Annotated in this window: 13 protein-coding genes; 7 read left to right on the forward strand and 6 right to left on the reverse strand. The window is 62.8% G+C overall.

Going from position 1 to position 19,072, the window contains the following annotated elements; all coding sequences use genetic code 11:
• Position 1: 1 nt before the first annotated feature.
• The 5 genes from mqnB to BMZ24_RS04295 are packed head-to-tail and all read left to right on the forward strand — an operon-like array spanning position 2 to position 7,975.
• On the forward strand, positions 2-697 hold the full coding sequence (gene mqnB / locus BMZ24_RS04275) for a futalosine hydrolase (RefSeq protein ID WP_092189654.1): 696 nt from the start codon (positions 2-4) through the stop codon (positions 695-697).
• A complete protein-coding gene (locus BMZ24_RS04280; RefSeq protein WP_092189656.1) occupies positions 694-1,485 on the forward strand; it encodes a 1,4-dihydroxy-6-naphtoate synthase in 792 nt (263 codons plus the stop codon). Before mqnB ends, BMZ24_RS04280 begins: the two co-directional genes overlap by 4 nt.
• The gene (locus tag BMZ24_RS04285; RefSeq protein ID WP_092189658.1) at positions 1,482-2,462 is read left to right on the forward strand and encodes a polyprenyl synthetase family protein; all 981 of its coding nucleotides are present in this window, start codon (positions 1,482-1,484) and stop codon (positions 2,460-2,462) included. Before BMZ24_RS04280 ends, BMZ24_RS04285 begins: the two co-directional genes overlap by 4 nt.
• A gap of 2 nt (positions 2,463-2,464) precedes the next feature.
• Entirely contained in the window at positions 2,465-4,972 is a 2,508-nt protein-coding gene (locus BMZ24_RS04290) for a sensor domain-containing diguanylate cyclase (RefSeq protein WP_092189660.1), read from the forward strand.
• Positions 4,973-4,993: 21 nt separating this feature from the next.
• Positions 4,994-7,975, forward strand: coding sequence for an AIR synthase-related protein (locus BMZ24_RS04295; protein WP_092189662.1), 2,982 nt, complete (start codon positions 4,994-4,996; stop codon positions 7,973-7,975).
• A gap of 179 nt (positions 7,976-8,154) precedes the next feature.
• On the opposite strand, the gene pyk is transcribed toward BMZ24_RS04295, so the two are convergent.
• The 6 genes from pyk to BMZ24_RS04325 form a co-directional block, all read right to left on the reverse strand.
• A complete protein-coding gene (gene pyk, locus BMZ24_RS04300; RefSeq protein WP_092190212.1) occupies positions 8,155-9,576 on the reverse strand; it encodes a pyruvate kinase in 1,422 nt (473 codons plus the stop codon).
• Positions 9,577-9,607: 31 nt separating this feature from the next.
• Complete coding sequence (locus BMZ24_RS04305; RefSeq protein ID WP_092189664.1) at positions 9,608-11,440, reverse strand: UbiD family decarboxylase; 1,833 nt, start codon at positions 11,438-11,440, stop codon at positions 9,608-9,610.
• 127 nt (positions 11,441-11,567) lie between these two features.
• Positions 11,568-11,963 carry an FxsA family protein gene (locus BMZ24_RS04310; RefSeq protein ID WP_092189666.1) on the reverse strand — a complete coding sequence of 132 codons (396 nt, stop codon included), beginning with the start codon at positions 11,961-11,963 and terminating at the stop codon, positions 11,568-11,570.
• The gene (gene serB, locus BMZ24_RS04315; RefSeq protein ID WP_092189668.1) at positions 11,963-13,198 is read right to left on the reverse strand and encodes a phosphoserine phosphatase SerB; all 1,236 of its coding nucleotides are present in this window, start codon (positions 13,196-13,198) and stop codon (positions 11,963-11,965) included. The genes BMZ24_RS04310 and serB overlap by 1 nt, the downstream gene beginning before the upstream one ends.
• A 4-nt stretch (positions 13,199-13,202) precedes the next feature.
• Complete coding sequence (locus tag BMZ24_RS04320; protein ID WP_092189670.1) at positions 13,203-14,048, reverse strand: hypothetical protein; 846 nt, start codon at positions 14,046-14,048, stop codon at positions 13,203-13,205.
• Positions 14,049-14,079: 31 nt separating this feature from the next.
• The gene (locus BMZ24_RS04325) at positions 14,080-15,354 is read right to left on the reverse strand and encodes an adenylosuccinate synthase (RefSeq protein WP_092189672.1); all 1,275 of its coding nucleotides are present in this window, start codon (positions 15,352-15,354) and stop codon (positions 14,080-14,082) included.
• 271 nt (positions 15,355-15,625) lie between these two features.
• Here BMZ24_RS04325 and BMZ24_RS04330 point away from each other — a divergent pair, with 271 nt between their 5' ends.
• Both BMZ24_RS04330 and BMZ24_RS04335 read left to right on the forward strand, forming a co-directional pair.
• On the forward strand, positions 15,626-16,900 hold the full coding sequence (locus BMZ24_RS04330; RefSeq protein WP_092189674.1) for an IMP cyclohydrolase: 1,275 nt from the start codon (positions 15,626-15,628) through the stop codon (positions 16,898-16,900).
• 105 nt (positions 16,901-17,005) lie between these two features.
• A complete protein-coding gene (locus BMZ24_RS04335; protein ID WP_143077831.1) occupies positions 17,006-19,012 on the forward strand; it encodes a ribonuclease catalytic domain-containing protein in 2,007 nt (668 codons plus the stop codon).
• Positions 19,013-19,072 lie beyond the last annotated feature (60 nt).

Here is a 19,072-nt window from a genome sequence, read left to right on the forward strand (position 1 = left end):
CATGATTCTCCTGGCCTGCGCAACACAGCTGGAATGCCAGAACGCGGCAAACCTGCCGGCAGCTTCTCCGACGGATACGCTTAAACCCGTACGCATCCGAGGACGCGACTTTCTGCCCTGCCCGGTAGGCATCGGGCCGGTGGCCGCAGCCTTCAGCGTGGGAGCCCTGCTCGAACGCCATCCCGAGGTGACCGGAGTTCTGAATCTGGGCATTTGCGGCAGCTTCGACATGGCCCGCGCCCCCCTGGGTTCGACCTGCGTCGCCGACGCCGAAATCTGGCCGGAGTACGGAGTGCGTCATTCCTCACCGGCAGAGGAGGAAGTCTTCGGGCATCGGATGTTCGCCGACCTGCCCCTTGATCCCCCCAACCGGCTCGACCTTGATCCGATCGCGCAAGCGGCCGCCATGGGCATGACCCTGCATCCCGCGTGGGCCATCGGCCCGAGCCTGACCGTGGCCGGAGTGAGCGGGGACCCGCAGCGCGCGCAATCGCTTCGCGACCTTCATGGCGGACTCACGGAAAACATGGAGGGATTCAGCCTCGCGCTGGCGGCACGGCGGCTGGGCATCGCGTTTCTGGAGATCCGCACCGTGTCCAACCCTGTCGGCGCCCGCGACAAGCGTCTTTGGAATTTCAAGCTGGCGTTGAACGCCCTGCAAAACATTCTCCCCGTTCTCACCGGAGACTCGGCATGACCCCCCTTAGCGTTGCCATTTCGCCCTGCCCCAACGACAGCTTCATCTTTGGAGCCTGGGTGCTCGGCCTAACCGCATCCCCGGCCGGACGCGACTGCCGGTTTTTCTGGCATGACGTGCAGGAGCTCAACCAGGGAGCCTTCGCCGGCGCCTGGGACGTGATCAAAGTCAGCGCGGCCACGGCCCTGAATTTGGGCGACACGTACACAATCCTGCCCTGCGGCGGGGCTTTCGGCCTCGAACATGGACCCAAGCTCGTGACCCGCAAGGATTTTTCGGGCACTCCGCACAGGATCGCCGTGCCCGGCCTCGACACCACGGCGGCCTGCGTGCTGCGCGCCGCCCTTGGCGGAAATTTTGTCCCGGTGCCCATGATCTTCCACGCCATCGTCGATGCCGTGCGCGCCGGAGACGTGGATGCGGGGCTGCTCATCCACGAAACCGCGCTGGTCCATGACCGCTACGATCTTGCCCTGCGCCTCGACCTTGGACAATGGTGGCGTGAGCACACAAACGCCCTGCCCTTTCCCCTGGGCTGCATCGTGGCCCGGAACGAACTCGGCACGGACCTCCACGCACGCATAGCGGACAGCATCCGCGCGAGCATCCTTCATGCCAGGGCCCGGCAGGACTCCGTCATGCCATTTATCTCCTCCCTGGCCAGAGAGCTTGACGCGATCACGCTGGAACAACATATTGCCGCCTACGTCAACGAATACAGCCTGGACATGGGCCCAGACGGCCAGGCCGCTCTCAACACGCTGCAAACATTGCGGGATCTTTCATGAACGAAGCCTTCGCCCAACTCAAAGCAACCTTCCTCAAAGAGCTGCCGGCCATCAATGCCGCCATCGCGCGGGAGATCGACGCCCTGCCCAAACTGGTCAGACCCGTGGCCGCGCATGTCATGGACGCCGGAGGAAAACGCCTGCGCCCCATGCTCACGCTTCTCTTTGCCCGCGCCCTGGATTTCCGGGGAGACAATCTGCAGACCCTGGCCAGTTCCCTGGAGTTTCTGCATTCGGCCACCCTCATGCACGACGACATCCTGGACAACGCGGACCTGCGCAGAGGCAAACCGGCCGCCCACACCATCTACGGCATCACACCCACGGTGCTGGCCGGAGACGTGCTCCTGGCGCTGGCCAACGAAATCGTGGCCCGCACGGACAATCCGGCCCTGACCTCCTGCATCTCCAAGGCCATAATGCAGACGGCCACGGGCGAAATCATGGAGATCGCCGCCATCCGCAAGGCGCACATCACCCGGGCCGAATACATTGAGATCATCACCGGCAAGACGGCCTACCTGATCCAGTCGGCCTGCGAGTTCGGCGTCATCGCGGCGGGAGGGTCCGAGCGCGCGCGCACGGGCGCCAAGACCTTCGGCCTGAACCTTGGCATCGCGTTCCAGCTGGTGGACGACGCCCTGGACTACACGTCGCGGGCCGACACCTCGGGCAAGCCGCTGGGCGGAGATCTGCGCGAAGGCAAGTTCACACTGCCCCTGCTTTTGTATCTTGAATCGCTGCCAGCGGACCAACGCGCGATTACCACCCGGGAGCTCACGGACGTGAACCTGCACCCGGTCAGGCAGGACCAGATCGTCGCCGATGTCGTGGGACAGGGTTTTGCCGAAAAGACCCGGGATGAAGCCAAATCCTATTTGACACTAGCCAGCCAGGCTCTCGCCGTGCTACCCGAATGCCTGGAAAAAAAACTGCTCGGAGCCATGATCGAATTCGTCCTGACAAGAGATAAATAAGCATGCCAAACCAGGATCGCCTTCCCCCTCGCAACCTCGCGACCTCGTTGCGTGCAAGCCTGAAAGCGACCTTTTCGCCGGCCACGGCCCAGCTCCTCCAGGAGGCGGTCAAATCCGAGCCGAACTTCGGTGTCATCGCCTCCATACTGCGGCTTGATCCGGCCTTGGCCACGGCCATCCTTTCCCTCGTCAACTCGCCCTATTATGGACAGACCAGCAAGATTTCCGACGTGCAGCGGGCGGCGATCATCCTTGGCGACAACGAGATCCTGCGCATCGCCCTGTCCCTGTCCCTGCAGAAAAACCTGAACTCGATTCTGGAAAAAAACGGTTTCGACACCTTCGCCAACTGGCGCATCATCATCTGGGCGGCACTCGGAGCGCAGCTCATCGCCCAGCGTCTGGCCCCGGAAGAAGCGGAAACCGCCTACATCTGCGCCCTGGTCAAGGACCTATCCCTGCTTCTCTACGCCGCCAATTTTCCCGAACATCTCCTGCCGCATCTCAAGCGGCCGGACTTCGTCAACACCGGCCCGACCTTCATGTCCTGGCAGGACCATCTTCCGGAGGATCACTCCACCCTGACCGCAGAACTGCTCACGCAGTGGAATTTCCCCGAACCCATGATCGCGGCCATCACCGCGCACCACGACCTGGAACATGTCTTCGACTACCCGCCCCTGACCCAGGCGGTCATTCTCGGAACCAGATGGGCGGAAGCGGAATTTCGCACCGACCCGGCCCCGGACAGCTTGAACCAGCTCAGCTTTCTTCTGGCCAAGGCAGGCGCCCTGCCTCCCGAAGGCATGGACGGGCTGCGTCGGCAATGCGCGACTCTTTTTTCGGAACTGTCCGAGGCCATGAACGTCAAGGATCTTGATCCGGAAGACAGGCTTTACGCCCACTCCCTTCAATCCATCCAGGATTTTCACCACCAGGCCAAGGAAGTCGAGGGCCTGACCGGCGGCAATGCGGCCATCGCGGCCTGCATCGGCAGGCATCTGCGCTGGAACTGGGACTGTCGCAAAGCCGAGATCATCCTGCACGCGCCCGCCAACACGTACTGGGAACGATTTGTCCTGAACGATGCCGGAGTGCACGGGCCCGACATCGCCCCATCCCTTGAAAAACTCAGGATATTTTCCGAAGACGCCTACCCACTGGAAGCCGAGGGGCAAACGGTCGGAGAGCTGCACCTGAACGACGCCAACGAATCAAGCCGGACCAGGGCCGAAGCCACGCTCTACACGCGCCTCCTGGCCCGGGGCATCCGGCGTCAGGCGCGCACCGTCGGCCAGCTTGAGATCAAGGCCGAGCTGCTTGACATTCTTCCCACCGGAGTTGCGCTGCTCAACGCACAGGGCCGCATCTTGCGGGCCAATCCCACCTTTACCGAATTTCTCGGCGGCGCGGAGCAGCTCGAAGACCGACTGGCGCAGGGCAAGGACGCGGAGCAGGCCCGGCAGGCCATGCAGGGCTGGCGCAATTTCCTGCGCGATTCATCCCAGGGAGGCCATTGCTCCATCCATTGCCCGCTTGGTCCCGGCAAGGAGCCCGCGACCTCGTCCTTCTCCCTGGCCGGTTACAAAATCAGCCACGGCTCGCAAACGAACATTCTGGCCATGGTCCAGAATCTGGCGGAAATCCGGGTGCTCGAATTCGAGGCCCTGCACCAGCGGGACTTCCTGAACACCCTGCTCGGGTCCATGCAGGACCTGGTCCTGACCACGGACAAAATCGGGACCATCACCTTTGCCTCCGGTCGCCACGGCTCGTTCCTGACCGGCCGCAACCTCTTCCACCTGACCCGCCCCATGAACGCGCAGGAAGAATCCTGGGACATGGAATTTCTGGAGCAGAGCCAGGCGGCGGTGGAAGTACAGATCGTCCTTGACGACGAACACTTGCAGCTTGAACTCGTCTTTTCACGCTTTTCGTTCGGAACCGACCATGGGCTGATCGTCGGCCGCAACATTTCGGCCATTCGCAGGCTGGAGCGCAAGATCCGGGAACAGGCCCTTTTCGATTCCCTGACCCAGGTTTTCAACCGGCATCACCTCCAGCCGCTTCTCGACAGGGAAATGTCCCGCGCCAAGCGCACCGGAACCTCGCTCGGACTGATCTTTTTCGACATCGACAAATTCAAGCTCTTCAACGACACCCATGGTCACCACGGAGGCGACAAGGCCTTGAAAGAGCTGGGGCAGCTCCTGCGCCGCATCCTGCGCAAGGGGCTGGATTTTCCCTGTCGCTTCGGAGGAGACGAATTCGTTGTCATCTCCAGCAACTCCACCGTCGAAAACCTGCTGACGATCGCAGAAAGAATTCAGAAAGAATTCAGCATATTGCATCAAAATCAGGTCACCTTGAGCATTGGCATGAGCATGCTCGAACCCGAGGATACCTCGCAATCCCTGCTTGAACGCTGCGACAAAGCCAATTATCAAGCCAAGGCTCAGGGCGGAAACACCATCGTGCACCTGCAGCCAACCAGTACCTCTGAACCATAAGCGCCACCTTAGGAGAACAACATGCCGATCCGAGTCGAAGTGGCTCTGCGCAAGGCAGTTACCGATACCCAGGGCAACAAGACCGCCCACAAGATCAAAAACGAGCTCGGCCTGACCGTGGATCAGGTCCGGATAATCCGGATCTACACCGTCGACGGACTGAGCCAGGCCCAGGTGGATCAGGCCATCGAGGCCGGAGCCCTGCATGACCCGGTCCTGCATACGGCCCAGACCGCTCCGGCGGCCACGGATTTCGACTGGATCATCGAGGTCGGCTTCCGCCCCGGCGTGACCGACAACGAGGGCCGCACCGCTCGCGAAACCCTGCGCACAGTGCTCGGGGAACGCAGCGCGGACATAGCGGTCTACACATCCACCCAATATCTGATCAGCGGCGACCTGAGCCCGGCCCAGGTGGAACACATCGCCAAGGACCTTCTGGCCAATGAACTGATCCAGCGCTTCCAGATCGCGGACAGGGATGCCTGGGCCGCAAGCCCCGGCTTTCCGGCGCGCACTGTGGCGGTCACGGGCGAAGCCTCGAGCACCGTCGATATCGTGGATTTGAGCAGCATGGATGACGCCGCGCTCATGAAGCTCAGCCGCGAAAACATCCTGGCCCTGAATCTTGAAGAAATGCGCTGCATCCGCGACTACTATGCGAGCCCCGAGGTCGTCGCCCACCGCAAGGCCAAAAATCTCCCCGCCGCACCCACGGACGCGGAACTCGAATGCCTGGCGCAGACCTGGTCCGAGCACTGCAAGCACAAGATCTTCAGTTCCCGCATCAGCTACGAGAATCTTGAAAACGGCACCAAGGCTGAAATCAACAGCCTCTACAAGACCTACATCCAGGGCAGCACCAAGCAGTTGCGCCAGCGCATGGGCAAGGACGACTTCTGCCTGTCCGTGTTCAAGGACAATGCCGGCGTGATCCGCTTCAGCGAAGACATAAACGTCTGCATCAAGGTCGAAACCCACAACAGCCCCTCTGCCCTGGACCCATACGGCGGAGCCCTTACCGGCATCGTCGGCGTGAACCGTGACCCCATGGGTACCGGCATGGGCGCGAACCTGCTCTGCAACACCAACGTGTTCTGCTTCGCCTCGCCCTTTCACGACGACGAACTGCCGCCCCGCCTGCTGCACCCGCGCCGCGTTTTCGAGGGCGTGCGCGAAGGCGTCGAACACGGCGGCAACAAGTCCGGCATCCCCACGGTCAACGGAGCCATCGTCTTTCACGAACGCTTCCTGGGCAAACCGCTGGTCTTCTGCGGCACCATCGGCACCATGCCCGCCACCGTGGCCGGACATCCCAGCTACGAAAAGAAGGCCCTGCCCGGCGATCGCATCATCATGACCGGCGGCCGCATCGGCAAGGACGGCATCCACGGCGCGACCTTCTCGTCCGAAGAGCTGCACGAGGGCTCTCCGGCCACGGCCGTCCAGATCGGCGACCCCATCACCCAGCGCCGCATGTACGACTTTTTGATGCGCGCCCGCGATCTGGGCCTCTACAACGCCATCACCGACAACGGCGCTGGAGGACTGAGCTCCTCGGTCGGCGAAATGGCCCAGGACTGCGGCGGCTGCGACATGGACCTGGCCAAGGCCCCGCTCAAGTACGACGGCCTGCGCCCCTGGGAAATCCTGGTCTCCGAAGCCCAGGAGCGCATGACCCTGGCAGTGCCCCCGTCCAAACTGCAGGCCTTCATGGAGCTGGCGGAAGAAATGAACGTCGAGGCCTCGGATCTGGGCTGCTTCACGGACTCGGGCTACCTGCATGTACGCTACAATGACAGGATCGTGACCGACCTCGACATGCAGTTCCTGCATGACGGCTGCCCGCAGATGAAGCTCCGCGCCGCCTGGCGGCAACCGCAGGTCTGCTGTGGCTGCGAAACGCCGCATCCCAAGGTCACGGACCATCAGGACTTCCTGCAGACCATGCTCGGCCGCCTGAACATCTGCTCCCGCGAGTATGTCATCCGCCAGTACGACCACGAGGTACAGGGTGGAAGCGTGATCAAGCCCCTCATCGGAGCCCGGAACGACGGTCCGGCCGACGCCGCCGTGATCCGTCCCCAGCTCGGCAGCGACAAGGCCCTGGTCGTGGCCAACGGCATCTGCCCGAAACTGAGCGATCTCGATACGTACTGGATGATGGCGGGCGCCATTGATGAAGCCGTGCGCAACGCCGTGGCCACCGGCGGCGACATCCGCCACATGGCCGGCGTGGACAACTTCTGCTGGTGCGACCCGGTCCAGTCCGAAAAGACCCCGGACGGAGAATACAAACTGGCCCAGCTGGTCCGCGCCAATCAGGCCCTGGCCCATTTCTGCCTCGCCTACGGAGTGCCCTGCATTTCCGGCAAGGACTCCATGAAGAACGACTATACCGGCGGCGGCACCAAGATCTCCATCCCGCCCACGGTCCTCTTCTCGGTCATGGGCGTGATTAACGACTGCAACAGGACCATGACCTCCGACTTCAAGCGTCCGGACGAAAACGTCTACGTGCTCGGCCTGACCAAAAACGAACTGGGTGGCTCGGAATATGCCGACGCCCTGGGTGTGTGCGGATCGGTGCCGCAGGTCGACGCGGTTTCCGCGCGCATCCGCTACGAGCGCATGCACGAAGCCATCACCACCGGCCTTGTCAGCGCGGCCCACGACGTCTCCGACGGCGGACTGGCCGTGGCCGTGGCCGAAATGGCTCTGGCCGGACGGATCGGTGCTGACATCGACGTGGACAAGATCCCGGCCCTTGATTGCCCGCTGCCCGAACAGCGCCTCTACAGCGAGTCGGCCAGCCGCTTCGTGGTCACGGTGCCGGAAGGCAGGCGCGGCGCCTTCGAAGCCCTCTTCGCCGATGACTTCATGGCCGCCATCGGCCGGACCACATCCGACGAAAAGCTGACCCTGCGCGCTGGAAGCGCAATCCTGGCCAACGCTTCGGTAGAAGACCTGGCCACAGCCTGGAAAAAAACGCTGGATTTTTAAAGGCATGCCTCCGGCGGGCAGGGGACTCGTCCCCTGCACCCCATTCAACTTACTTCAATAAAAAAACGGGCGGCCCAATTTGGGTCGCCCGTTTTTTTATTGCATCCACACAATGCCCCACCCCCCCCTGCAAGGGGTGCAGGGGACAAGTCCCCTGCCCGCCGGAGGCTTCTTCTCCCCTATTTGTAATACACCTTGATCTCGTTGGTCATGACCGTACCCATGCCCGGGGTGGCCTGGCCGCTGGCGATGATTACGTTTTCGCCGGGGCGAAAGCCCACGTACTCCTGCACAAACTTTTCCGCCCTCTTCTGGTGACTGCGGGGCTCGAGCGGGCTCTCCACCGGGGTGATGGCCCAGAAGAAGTTCATCCAGCGCATGATGCGCGCGTCCGTGGTCATGGCGTAGATGGGCTGTGCCGGTCGGCGGGAGCTGATGTACCGGGCCGTGGCGCCCGTGGTCGAATGGCAGACCAGGGCCACGCTGTCGGCGTTGTCGGCCATGAGGCAGGCGGAGTAGGCCAGGAACTTGGGCGGATTCTTTTCGGCCTTGGGCATGTAGGGGCCGCCCAGGCGCTCCAGGTAATATGGCTCGGAATACTGCGCGATCTCGTTGATGAAGCGCACGGCATCCACGGGATAGCTGCCGATGGCCGTCTCTTCGGAGAGCATGACGCAGTCCGCGCCGTCGATCATGGCGTTGGAGACGTCCGTCGATTCAGCGCGCGTGGGGATGGGATTCTTGACCATGGACAAGAGCATCTGGGTCGCGACGATGGCCGGCTTCTGGGCATGCCGGCAGGAGCGCAGGATCTTTTTCTGGATGATGGGCAGCTCGGCCGGGCTGCATTCGAGGCCCAGGTCGCCGCGCGCGACCATGATGGCGTCGGCCACTTCCAGGATGGAGTCGAGCTTGTCCACGGCGTTCTTGCGCTCGACCTTGGCCACCACGGGAATCCAGGTCCCGTGCCGCGCGATCTCGGCCTTGATGTCCTCGATGTCCTCCTTGCTCTGCACGAAGGACAGGGCCACGGCGTCGATGCCGATATCGAGTCCCTGGTGCAGATCGCGGCGGTCCTTGTCGGTCATGGCCGCCACCTTGAGCGTCTTGCCGGGAAAGGCGATGCCCTTGTTGGAGGTCAGGATGCCGCCGTTCAGGGCCTCCATCAGGACCAGTCGGTCGCGCTCGATGACCTTCACGACCTTGAACTGCAGCATGCCGTCGGAAAGGGACACGGGCATGTCCGCCTCCAGGCCTTCCAGAAGCTCCGGCACATCGAGGCTTATGAAGATGTCGCTTTCGGTCGTCGCCGCCATGGATGGCCCGCCAAGGCATACATAGGCCCCTTTGCGGATCTGCAGGGGCGAGCCCTTGACCTCGCCGATGCGGATCTTGGGACCGCACAGGTCTCCCATGACCGTAAGCGGGATGCCGGTCTCCTTCTCGACCTGCCTGATCTTCTGAATGACCGGCCCGAAATACTCCGCGTCGGCATGGGAAAAATTGAGACGGAAGACCCGCACGCCAAGCAGGACCATTTCCTTCATGACGTTCTGATCCATGGAAGCCGGGCCCAGAGTGGCCACTATCTTTGTACGCATGTGCATGTCCCCGCTGGTGTTGATTGGGTGATTAGATGATTCCATACAGGGGTCTGCCGGGCAGGGCAAGTTCGTCCACTCTTTTTTCGATTTCCGCCACACTGACCAGCGCCGGGGCGTGATAGGTCTTGAGCCGGGCGTCGACGACCATGCTCGTGCATCCCCAATGCTTGCAGTGCGTGAATCCGTTCAGCCCGTAGGTGTCCGTGGCCGGGTCCGAGCGGGTAAAGGTCACCCACAGGAAATTGTCCCAGGAATCCGCCGTGAACTCGGCGTCATCGGCGACAACGATGAGCGGAAAACCGCGCAGGTCGGCTTTTGCCAGAACCTGACACAGATTTTCCATGGCCGGGTCGTGGGTGTCGCGCGGCTGGGCGTGGGCCGGACCGGAAAGGACCAGCATGCCCGGAGCAAAAAAACGCGGATTGGAAAACCCGTCCGGCAGGATCAGGGCGGGCAAGGCCGTGCCCAGTTCGCGTTTGGGACTTCCGGCGGCCGTCCAGAGCACCTTGGAGCCCTGATTGAGGCTGATGCCGGAATAATCGAGCGTGTCCATGGTCGTGCGGGTGATGAAATGCAGATCCCGCGACAGATCGAGGCGTTCCAGCACATGCCCGAGGAACCGGGGCACATCGTGGCAGGACAGGTCCGGATCGTCCTCGCGGGCGGCGAGGATGACGTACTTGGAGAGGGAGGTCTGGGTCGTGCCCAGCAGTGACAGCCCGTTGGTGATGAGCTCCTGAGGCTGGCGATCGCCCGCATAGGGCACGTAGCGCTCGCTGCCCACGGCCAAGAGGAGCGGATGCACTCCGGCCGCGTCCACAGCGTGAACCTCGTGCACGCCTCCGAAAACCTGCGGCACCAGCTCGGCGGTCAGTTCATGGATAAACGCCCCAAACATGGTGTCCTCCTGGGGCGGGCGGCCCACCGTGGTGAAAGGCCAGACGGCGCCTTCGCGGTGCAGCACCTCGGAAACCTGCATGACCGGAAAATCGTGCGCCAGGCTGTAGTAGCCGAGATGGTCCCCGAAGGGGCCTTCGGGCTTCTGCACGCCGGGGTCGATGTATCCACGGATGCAGAAATCCGCCTCGGCCGGGATCGGCAGCTCCCCGGGCCGCTTGACCATGGGCACGCGATGCCCGCCCAGCGCACCGGCAAAGAGCATCTCGGCGATGCCCTCGGGTAGGGGCATGATGGCGGCCAGCGTCATGGCCGGAGGTCCTCCGACGAAAATGTTCACGGGCAGGCGGGTCTTGCGCGCGATGGCTTCGGCGTGATGATACCCTATGCCACGATGAATCTGGTAGTGCAGGCCCACTTCCCGGTCCTTTTCAAACTCGTTGCCCGAGAGCTGAATGCGGTACATGCCAAGATTCGAGCCCATGTATCCGGGCTTTGAAGGACTCTCGGAATAGACCAGCGGCAGGGTCACGTAGGCCCCGCCGTCCATGGGCCAGGACACGAGCTGCGGGAGCTGCGAAATGCTGGTGGTGTGGGCCATGATCGGGCCGTCGCTGACGGTCTTGGGCAGGGTGTGCCAGGCGCCAAGGGCCAGCCCTGGCCAGAGCGCGGGCTTTTTCAGGACAAGGGCCGGATCGGCCTTGGCCGAAAGCATGGCCTCCACGCGGCGCAGGGTGGCGCGGAAAATGAATTTTGTCCGCGCCAATGTGCCGAAAATATTGGCGGCCATGGGAAATTTGGTGCCCCTGACGTTGGTGAAGAGCAGTGCCGGTCCACCGGCCTGAAAGACCCTGCGCTGGATGGCTCCGGCCTCGATATAGGGGTCGATGGGCTCATCGATGCGTACCAGCTGTTTGGTCCGCTCCAGATCGTCGAGGCAGGATTTGAGATTGCGGTAGATCATGGTGTGCTCCGGGGGCTGGGGCTTTGTAGGCTTTTTTGGTGGACGCTACGGACGGAATGGGCGGAATGGGCTGGATGAACTACGCAGAGCTTGCGCCTGTGGGGCGCGTTCCGCCGGGGGCTGGCCTTTATCTGTGGAACGTTATGTGTACGTTGGGATTTTGCCGCCATTCGTCGAACTTCTTGCGCAGCCACTTTTTGAACAGGTTGCGCGTTGCCGGCAGAAGGATGAGCAGGCCTGCGATGTCGGTCAGGAAGCCCGGCGTCAGGAGTACCATTCCGGCCAGAAAGATGAGCACGCCGTCGAGGAGTTCTTCGGCGGGCATGAAGCCCTGGTCCAGATTCTCGCGGATGCGCATCATGGTCGACAGCCCCTGCATGCGCGCCAGATGCGCTCCGGCCAGGGCCGTCAATATGACCAGGGCGATGGTCGGGAAGGCCCCGATGGAGCCGCCGACGGTGACCAGCACGTAAATCTCGGCCACCGGCACCAGCACAAAGAGCAAAAACAGCTTTCCGAACATTATCCCTCCCTTCCGGCCAGTTGATCCAGGGTTTCGCGGTCCCGCAGGCCCAGAAAATAGAGCACGCCGTCAAGACCCACGTTGGAAATGGCCTGCCCCGCGCCCTGACGGACCACGGGCTTGGCGTGAAAGGCGATGCCGAGCCCGGCCACGTCGAGCATGGGCAGATCGTTGGCCCCGTCGCCCACGGCGATGACCTGCGACAGGGAGATGTGCTCCTCGGCGGCGATGGACTTCAGCAACCGGGCCTTGCCCGCGCCGTCGACGATCTCACCCACCAGTCCGCCGGTCAGGACCCCGTCCTTTATCTCAAGCTCGTTGGCGTGCACGTAGTCGATGCCGAGTTGCTCCTGCAGGCGGTGCCCGAAATAATTGAAACCGCCGGACAGGATGGCGATGGTGTAGCCAAGGCTCTTCAGGGTGCGAATGAGTCTTTCCGCGCCCTCGGTCATGGGCAGGGTCGCGGCGACATCCTGCAGCACGGTTTCGGGCAGACCCTTGAGCAGGCTCACGCGCTTGCGCAGGCTCTGGGAAAAGTCCAGCTCTCCGCGCATGGCCGCCTCGGTGATGGCCGCGACCTCCTCGCCCACTCCGGCCCGCTTGGCAAGCTCGTCGATGACTTCGGCCTGGATCAGGGTCGAATCCATGTCGAAACAGACCAGCCGACGAATGCGACGGAAGGCGTTGTCTTCCTGAAAGCCGATGTCGATGCCCTGTTCCCGGGAGAGGTCCAGAAAAGCAGCGCGCATGCCGGAGATGTCTTCCGGAGTGCCGCGCACGGAAAATTCGAGGCAGGACCGGGGCATGGCCGGCGGATTGGCCAGGGATCTGCGACCCGAAAGACGGGTGATGCAGTCGATGCTCAGTCCGTGCGAGGTGATCACCTCGGCCATGGCCGCCAGATTGGCCGCCGTTATGGTGCGCCCGAGCACGGTCACGATATGCCGCTTGCGGCCCTGCACGCCGACCCAGCGTTCGTAATCGTCCTCGGTCACGGGGGAAAACTTGAGGTGCAGACCCTGGTTGTGGGCCCAGTAGAGGAGGTCCTTCAAAATGGGCGAGGATTCGTTCTCGCGCGGCACCTCGATGAGCACGCCAAGGGAGAGGTCGTCGTGAATGACGGACTGGCTGATGTCGAGGATGGTCACCCCGGACTCGGCCAGCTGCCCCATGATCCCGGCCAGAAGACCGTCCCGGTCAGTGCCGGCGATTTGTATGAGAATGATTTCGCGCATCTTCTTATTTGTGCAGGAGGTTCCACATGCGTATGGCGACCCATTCCAGCACCACGGCTGGATTGGCCCCCACTTCCAGACTTTCGAGGGCATTCTCGATGATGACGCCCACCTGACGCACCGCGACCACATCCAGCCTCGCGGCCAGGAGGCGTGCCAGCTCGGTCAGGGGGTTGCCGTACCCGGCCTGGACTAGGCTGCGCTGGACCTCGCGCAAAATGGAGTCGGCCATCCGCGCGTCCACGCTGCCCTTGCGCCCCGTCCATTCGAGCCAGGCGCCCTTGCCGCTCTGGATGAACTCGCACAAGGCGCGCAGGCGCTCGCCCAGATCGGGGTCTTCGAGCCCGCCCTTGGGCCAACCCAAGGTAAGCACGAAACTGCGGGACACCAGGGTCGGCAGCAAAATTTCACGGCTCGGAGCCAAAAGCACAAAGACGTTGCCCGGGCTTGGTTCCTCCAGGGACTTGAGCAGCGCATTGGCCGCGCCGTCGCCAAGGGCCTGCGCCTCGGCCAGGATGACCACGCGCGGTCCCCGACCCGCAGGCGGATCGCCGAGCACGGCGCGTACTTCGCGCACCGTGTCCACGTTGATCGAACCCTCGGCCCCGTTCAGGAGAAAAAGATCACGACAGGCGTCATCGGCGATCTGCAGGCAGATGCGGCATTCTCCGCATGGAGGAGCCGCCTCGCGGCACATCAGCCGCGCGGCCCAGAAAAGCCCGAAGGCCAGACGTTCGGAAGCGTTTCCGCCTTCCAGGAGCAGTGAATTGGGCGGAGCCTGGGCAAGGCGTTCCAGAAACCCCGCGATGCGGGGCTGGGAGGAGATGATATGCTGCCAGGGTGTGGACATGATCAAAAAATGGGAGGCGAACCTCCCATTGTCAGCGCAGAATGGTCTGGTCCCGGTCCGGACCCACGGACACGATGGACACCGGAATGCCCAGGATTTCCTCGATGCGGGCGATGTAATCGCGCGTGGCCGAAGGCAGCTCGGCGAAGGTCCGGCATCCGGTGATGTCTTCCGTCCAGCCGGGCATGCTCTCGTAGATCGGCTCGACATAAGCCATGCCGTTCTCTTCCTGCGGCGGATAGGCGACTTCTTCGCCCCGGTAGCGATAGGCCACGCAGAGCTTCAGTTCGTCGAGACCGCCCAGGACATCGAGCTTGGTCAGAGCGATCTCCGTGGGGCCGTTCAGGCGCTGCGATTCGCGCAGGACGACCATGTCCAGCCAGCCGCAGCGGCGCTTGCGGCCAGTGGTCGCGCCGAACTCCGCGCCCTTCTCCTGCATGTAGGCGCCAGCGCCCTCGGGCTGCTCCGTCGGAAACGGGCCCGCGCCCACGCGGGTGGTGTAGGCTTTGACGATGGCCACGATGCGGTCGAACATGCGCGGCGAACATCCTGATCCGGCCGAGGCGTTTCCGGCCACGGTGTTGGATGAGGTCACAAAGGGATAGGTGCCGTGATCGATATCAAGATGGGTGCCCTGCGCGCCCTCGAAAAGAACGCCCTGTCCGGCGGCCTCCTGGATGGCCGAGGACACGTCGCCGAGATAGGGAGTCAGACGCTTGGCCACGGGCAGGAGTTGCTCGAAAATCTTCTGCGCCGACATGGGCTCCTGGCCATAGAGGCCGGTGAGCAAGGCGTTTTTTTCCACCAGGGCTTTTTCGATCTTCTGCCTGAGCAGGGCTTCGTCCGCCAGATCCGCAGCGCGGATGCCGATGCGTGCGGCCTTGTCCTCGTAGCAGGGACCGATGCCCCGGCCCGTGGTGCCGATCTTGTCCGATCCGCTCTTGAAATTTTCCCGCGCGCTGTCGATGGCGCAATGATACGGCATGATGAGCTGGGTCTTCTTGCTGATCAAAAGCCGCTCGGGGCTGACGTCGATGCCCGACGCGGCCAGCTTGTCCATCTCAAGGCAGAACACAAAGGGGTCCAGCACAACGCCGTTGCCGATCATGCACTTCTTGCCCTGATGCAGGATGCCGGACGGAATGAGGTGCAAAATGGTCTGCTTGCCGTTGACCACCAGCGTGTGTCCGGCATTGTTTCCGCCCTGAAAGCGCACGATGGCGGCCACATCCGTGGTCAACAAATCGACTATCTTGCCCTTTCCTTCGTCGCCCCACTGGGCGCCCATGACTACGATATTCGCCATGAATCCGATCTCCTCGTCTTTGGTATATTCGCCGTCAGCGCAATGGCAAATGGCTCCCTTCTTTATGAGAAGGCTGGGGCGAAGTCAATTTACGCAATCGATTGGTCCGGAAAAACTCGAACACGACAATTCGCGCAGCCCGCGCGTCCCGCCCCAGGCCCCGGCACGGCACGGGATTTGCCGTCCATCCGGGCCTGTGCTAGGGGCACATGGATTCACACGGCCCGGACCCACGCCGGACAACGCCAAATCCTCTTTTCGGAGAATATATATGAGTGATCTCAAGAAGATGTATCATACACTGAACCGGGACTCCTTTCCCGCCGACCTGACCTTGACCGTGGGCGAACAGACCATCCGCTACGCCAAGAAAACCTGGAACATCGGCGGCGAACAGAAAGGATTGCGCTACGGCGAAAACCCGGACCAGCCCGCGGCGCTCTATGAAGTGGTCGAGAGCTCCTTCACCATGGACGGCGTCGCCTTCCAGCAGGGACAGCACAAGCTCGTGTCGAGCCTGACCGAGGACAACCTGATCCAGTCCGGCAAACATCCGGGCAAGATCAACCTGACCGACGTGGACAACGGCATCAACATGCTCCAGTACCTCACGGCCAAACCCGCCGCCATCATCCTCAAGCACAACAATCCCTGCGGCGCGGCCTGGTCTGACGAGGGCCTGTTCACGGCCCTGACCCGCGCCTTCGCCTCCGACCGCATCGCGGCCTTCGGCGGCACCATCATCGTCAACCGCACCCTAGACAAGGACTGCGCCGAGTTCATAAGCGGAAGCTACTTCGAGGTCATCGCCGCCCCGGATTTCACGGCCGAGGCCCTGACCGTCCTGACCGCGAAAAAGAACCTGCGCATCATCGGCATCCCGGCGCTGGCCGAGCTGGAAAAAATTGTCGGCACCCCTTTTCTGGATATAAAATCCCTGGTCGACGGCGGACTCATCATCCAGGCCTCCTTCAGGAACAGAATCCTGACCGAGGACGACTTCCTGCCCGCCGAGGCGATCAAGGACGGCACCACCCATCTGGCCCGCAAGCCCAGCCGCCGCGAAGCCGAGGATCTGCTCTTCGCCTGGGCCGTGGAAGCCGGAGTAACCTCAAACTCCATCATCTTCGCCCGCGACGGGGCCACCGTGTCCATCGGCACGGGTGAACAGGACCGGGTGGGCTGCGTCGAGCTGACCATCCAGAAGGCCTACACCAAGTACGCCGACAAGCTGGCCTTCGAACGCCACGGCCTCTCCCTGTACGAGCTGAAGCAAAAAGCGCAGGCGGACCAGGAGCTGGCCTCTTCCCTGGCCGAGATTCTGGCCAGCACCGAACAGGCCAGGGGCGGCCTGCCCGGCACGGTCCTCGTCTCGGACGGATTCTTCCCCTTCCGTGACGGCGTGGATCTGGCCGTGGCCCAGGGCGTGACCGCCATCGCCCAGCCCGGCGGCTCCATCCGCGACTGGGAAATCATCCAGGCCGTGAACAGCGCCACCCCGCAGGTGGCCATGGTCTTCACCGGCCAGCGCTCCTTCAAACACTAGAACACGGCCCAAGGGCCGTTCACCCGAGCCGGCCAGGTCGGCTCACGCGCACAGCGCATAAGGCCTTTTATGTCCACCTCTCTATCCCTGCAGCCAGGGTGCATCATGGAATTCCTGCAGGACAACCAGCCCGTCACGGCCTGGGTCCTGGACGTCCAGGGGCCTCGCCTGCGGGTCTTCACCTCGGGGCAGCGCGAGCTCAAGCTCCCGCTGTCCCGCGTCCTGCCCTGGCTTGGGCCCCAATGTCCGGCGGGAAGCAGCCGTCAGGAGATGCTCGATCTGCTGCGCACGCACAACGGGCGCCGGGAACGCCTGGCGGAATCCGTCGATGCGCTGGAAATCTGGGACCTGGCCCAGGGCGAAGTGGACGAGGCGGGCATTGAATGGTTCGCAAGCCTGGTCTTCGAGGAGGCAAGCCCCGACCAGCTCGCGGCCCTCGGGCGCAAGCTGCTCCAGACCAAGACCCATTTCAAGTTCTCCCCGCCCCAGTTCGAGATCTATCCGCAGGAAACCGTGGAGCGCCGTCAGGAAGAGCTGCGCAAGGCTCAGGAGCGCGAGCGTCTGGTCGGCTTCGGGCAGGTCTTTCTGCGCGGACTGTGGGACATCTTCTGCAAGCGCAAAAGCACCCTGCCCCAGCCCGACGAGGAGCAGGCGAGCCGCATCCGCGACCTGCTCATGACCCGTCTGTGCAACCCCGACGACCGGGATTCGGACGCCCTGTGGAAGACCATGTGCCAGGGCATGCCGGAAGACCCGCACCTGCCGCTCTTTCTGGCCCAGGCCTGGGGCATCGTGCCGCCGCATTTCAATTTCCACCTCTGCCGCGCCCAATACTACTGGGAGCCGGACTGGGCCGAGGCCCACGCCGAGGCGGTAACGGCCCTGCAGGAACGGGTTCTGGCCTCGCGCACAGAGCCCATCGTCGACATCGTGACCATCGACTCCTCCAGCACCCAGGACATCGACGACGGATTCGACCTGACGCGGGATCAGGACGGGTTCAAGCTGCGTCTGGCCCTGGCCTGCCCCTGTCTTGGCTGGGAATTCGGCAGCCCCCTGGACAAAGCGGTGCTGCACCGCTTCACTTCCCTCTATCTGCCCGAAGGCACCAGCCACATGCTGCCCGAGGCCCTGGGCAAGGATTTCTTCAGCCTGCGCGCCGGCCAGGAACGCCCGGCTCTGATCATTTCCTTCGATCTGGACCCGGAAGGAGCCTTGCGCTCCCTTGACCCGCAAATCGCGTGGATCAGCATCAAGGCCAACCTGACCTACACGGGTGTTGAAAACGAAATCGCGACAGCCGATCCCGGAATGCTGCACCACGCCCGCGACCTGGCCACCCTGCTGCGGCAGGCGCGCATCCGCGATCACGCCGTGATCATGGACCAGCCCGATCCGCGCATGGTCCTGTGCAAGGACCCGGTCAATCCGGAAGTCGAGGTCGTGCAGTCCGAATCCACGCCCGAAGCGCAGAAAATCGTGTCCGAGTTCATGATCCTGGCCAACAAGGCCATGGGCTCGTGGGCCCGGGAGACCGGCACCGCCCTGCTTTTCAGGACCCAGAACATCACGCTGCCCGCCGAAAGCGCCGGAGTCTGGACCGATCCCACGGACATCTACCGCATCATCAACAACATGGGCCCCTCCATCCTTGAATGCGAGCCCCGGCGTCACGCCACCATCGGGGCCAAGGCCTATGCTCCGGTGACCTCGCCGCTCAGGCGCTATTCGGACTTCATCAACATGGCCCAGATCATGGCCAGACTGACCGGGCACGGGCGCCTGCTGAACCAGGCCGAGCTCGAAAGCCTGCTCCCGCTGCTGTCCAGCAGGGCCGAACTGGTCGGACAGGTTCAGCGCATGCGCCCACGATACTGGAAATACGAATATTTCAGGCAAAATCACAAAAAGATGCGCTGGTCCGGGATCATTGTCGATCCGGGCTCGCACCTGGTGACCATCTCGCTGCCCGATCTGCAGCTCTTCCTGAAGGCTCCGCGCAAGATCTTCGGGGACAAGATCCGCCTCGGCCAGGGCTTTTCCATCAGAATAGGCAAGGTCGATCCCCTGAACAACGAGATCAAGATCGTCGAGGCCTGGGAGGAGGAATGAACTTGTACGGGCAGCCATTTTCACGTAGGGGATTTCGGCACATGCCAATCCAACTTTCCA

It is taken from the genome of Desulfomicrobium norvegicum, assembly GCF_900114595.1.
Classification (GTDB): Bacteria; Desulfobacterota; Desulfovibrionia; order Desulfovibrionales; family Desulfomicrobiaceae; genus Desulfomicrobium; species Desulfomicrobium macestii.